This is a genomic window from Aeromonas sp. S19(2024) (genome assembly GCF_041402625.1).
Classification (GTDB): domain Bacteria; phylum Pseudomonadota; class Gammaproteobacteria; order Enterobacterales; family Aeromonadaceae; genus Aeromonas; species Aeromonas caviae.
The window spans coordinates 1-3,064 of sequence record NZ_JBGLQU010000023.1; the positions used below are offsets into that span (position 1 = coordinate 1).

General features: G+C 52.7%; 1 rRNA gene. It reads right to left on the minus strand.

Annotated elements, in window-relative coordinates:
- Nucleotides 1–19: 19 nt before the first annotated feature.
- Nucleotides 20–2,908 (minus strand): 23S ribosomal RNA (locus ACB037_RS21185).
- Nucleotides 2,909–3,064: the final 156 nt, after the last annotated feature.

Genomic DNA, 3,064 nt, shown 5'->3' on the forward strand with positions numbered 1-3,064 from the left:
AACACTTCTTGGGTGTTGTATGGTTAAGCCTCACGGGTAATTAGTATGGGTTAGCTCAACGTATCGCTACGCTTACACACCCCACCTATCAACGTTGTGGTCTCCAACGGCCCTTTAGGACCCTCAAGGGGTCAGGGATGACTCATCTCAGGGCTCGCTTCCCGCTTAGATGCTTTCAGCGGTTATCGATTCCGAACTTAGCTACCGGGCAGTGCCACTGGCGTGACAACCCGAACACCAGAGGTTCGTTCACTCCGGTCCTCTCGTACTAGGAGCAACTCCCTTCAATCATCCAACGCCCACGGCAGATAGGGACCGAACTGTCTCACGACGTTCTGAACCCAGCTCGCGTACCACTTTAAATGGCGAACAGCCATACCCTTGGGACCGACTTCAGCCCCAGGATGTGATGAGCCGACATCGAGGTGCCAAACACCGCCGTCGATATGAACTCTTGGGCGGTATCAGCCTGTTATCCCCGGAGTACCTTTTATCCGTTGAGCGATGGCCCTTCCATTCAGAACCACCGGATCACTATGACCTACTTTCGTACCTGCTCGACCTGTCCGTCTCGCAGTTAAGCTGGCTTATGCCATTGCACTAACCTCCTGATGTCCGACCAGGATTAGCCAACCTTCGTGCTCCTCCGTTACTCTTTGGGAGGAGACCGCCCCAGTCAAACTACCCACCAGGCACTGTCCGCGAGCCCGATTCAGGGCCCTGCGTTAGAACATCAAACATACAAGGGTGGTATTTCAAGGACGGCTCCAGCGCAACTGGCGTCACGCCTTCAAAGCCTCCCACCTATCCTACACATGTAGGTTCAATGTTCAGTGCCAAGCTGTAGTAAAGGTTCACGGGGTCTTTCCGTCTAGCCGCGGGTACACCGCATCTTCACGGCGAATTCGATTTCACTGAGTCTCGGGTGGAGACAGCATGGCCATGGTTACACCATTCGTGCAGGTCGGAACTTACCCGACAAGGAATTTCGCTACCTTAGGACCGTTATAGTTACGGCCGCCGTTTACCGGGGCTTCGATCAAGAGCTTCGCTTGCGCTAACCCCATCAATTAACCTTCCGGCACCGGGCAGGTGTCACACCCTATACGTCCACTTTCGTGTTTGCAGAGTGCTGTGTTTTTGATAAACAGTCCCAGCCATCTGGTCACTGCGACTCCCGACAGCTCCATCCGCAAGGGACTTCACCATCAAGAGCGAACCTTCTCCCGAAGTTACGGTTCTATTTTGCCTAGTTCCTTCACCCGAGTTCTCTCAAGCGCCTTGGTATTCTCTACCCGACCACCTGTGTCGGTTTGGGGTACGATGACTTGTAATCTGAAGCTTAGAGGCTTTTCCTGGAAGCAGGGCATCAATGGCTTCCGCACCGTGGTGCGTTCGTCTCGTGTCTCAGTGTTGTGTCTCCGGATTTGCCTAGAAACACCACCTACGCACTTTCACCAGGACAACCGTCGCCTGGCCCACCTAGCCTTCTCCGTCCCCCCATCGCAATTACAAGTCGTGCAGGAATATTAACCTGCTTCCCATCGATTACGCCTTTCGGCCTCACCTTAGGGGTCGACTCACCCTGCCCCGATTAACGTTGGACAGGAACCCTTGGTCTTCCGGCGAGGAGGCTTTTCACCCCCTTTATCGTTACTTACGTCAGCATTCGCACTTCTGATATCTCCAGCATGCCTCTCGACACACCTTCGCAGACTTACAGAACGCTCCCCTACCACTCACGCTTAGCGTGAATCCGCGGCTTCGGTGCCTGGTTTGAGCCCCGTTACATCTTCCGCGCAGGCCGACTCGACTAGTGAGCTATTACGCTTTCTTTAAATGATGGCTGCTTCTAAGCCAACATCCTAGCTGTCTGAGCCTTCCCACATCGTTTCCCACTTAACCAGAACTTTGGGACCTTAGCCGGCGGTCTGGGTTGTTTCCCTCTTCACGACGGACGTTAGCACCCGCCGTGTGTCTCCCGGATATTACTTACTGGTATTCGGAGTTTGCATGGGGTTGGTAAGTCGGGATGACCCCCTAGCCCAAACAGTGCTCTACCCCCAGTAGTATTCGTCCGAGGCGCTACCTAAATAGCTTTCGGGGAGAACCAGCTATCTCCGAGTTTGATTGGCCTTTCACCCCCAGCCACAGGTCATCCCCTAACTTTGCAACGTTAGTGGGTTCGGTCCTCCAGTTGATGTTACTCAACCTTCAACCTGCCCATGGCTAGATCACCCGGTTTCGGGTCTACACCTTGCAACTAGACGCCCAGTTAAGACTCGGTTTCCCTACGGCTCCCCTATACGGTTAACCTCGCTACAAAATGTAAGTCGCTGACCCATTATACAAAAGGTACGCAGTCACCCCGAAGGGCTCCCACTGCTTGTACGTACACGGTTTCAGGTTCTATTTCACTCCCCTCACAGGGGTTCTTTTCGCCTTTCCCTCACGGTACTGGTTCACTATCGGTCAGTCAGGAGTATTTAGCCTTGGAGGATGGTCCCCCCATATTCAGACAGGATGTCACGTGTCCCGCCCTACTCGATTTCACATCAAGGTTGTTTTCGTGTACGGGGCTATCACCCTGTATCGCCGGCCTTTCCAGGACCGTTCCACTAACTTCCAAGATGCTTAAGGGCTAATCCCCGTTCGCTCGCCGCTACTGAGGGAATCTCGGTTGATTTCTTTTCCTCGGGGTACTTAGATGTTTCAGTTCTCCCGGTTCGCCTCGCTACGCTATGTATTCACGCAGCGATACCTAGCTTATGCTAAGTGGGTTTCCCCATTCGGAAATCCGTGAGTCGTAATGTCTCTTACCGACTGCTCACGGCTTATCGCAGGTTAGTACGTCCTTCATCGCCTCTGACTGCCAAGGCATCCACCATGTACGCTTAGTCACTTAACCATACAACCCCAAGAAGTGTCGGTGAAACCGGCACGGCTTGTTGCTGTACAACAAGGACCAAATAAAATTTGGTTTTCGCCAAGAAGTTTCCAAAGCACTTGTAACAAATGTTTGAGAACTACTTTTTAAATCAGCTTTCCAGATTGTTAAAGAGCA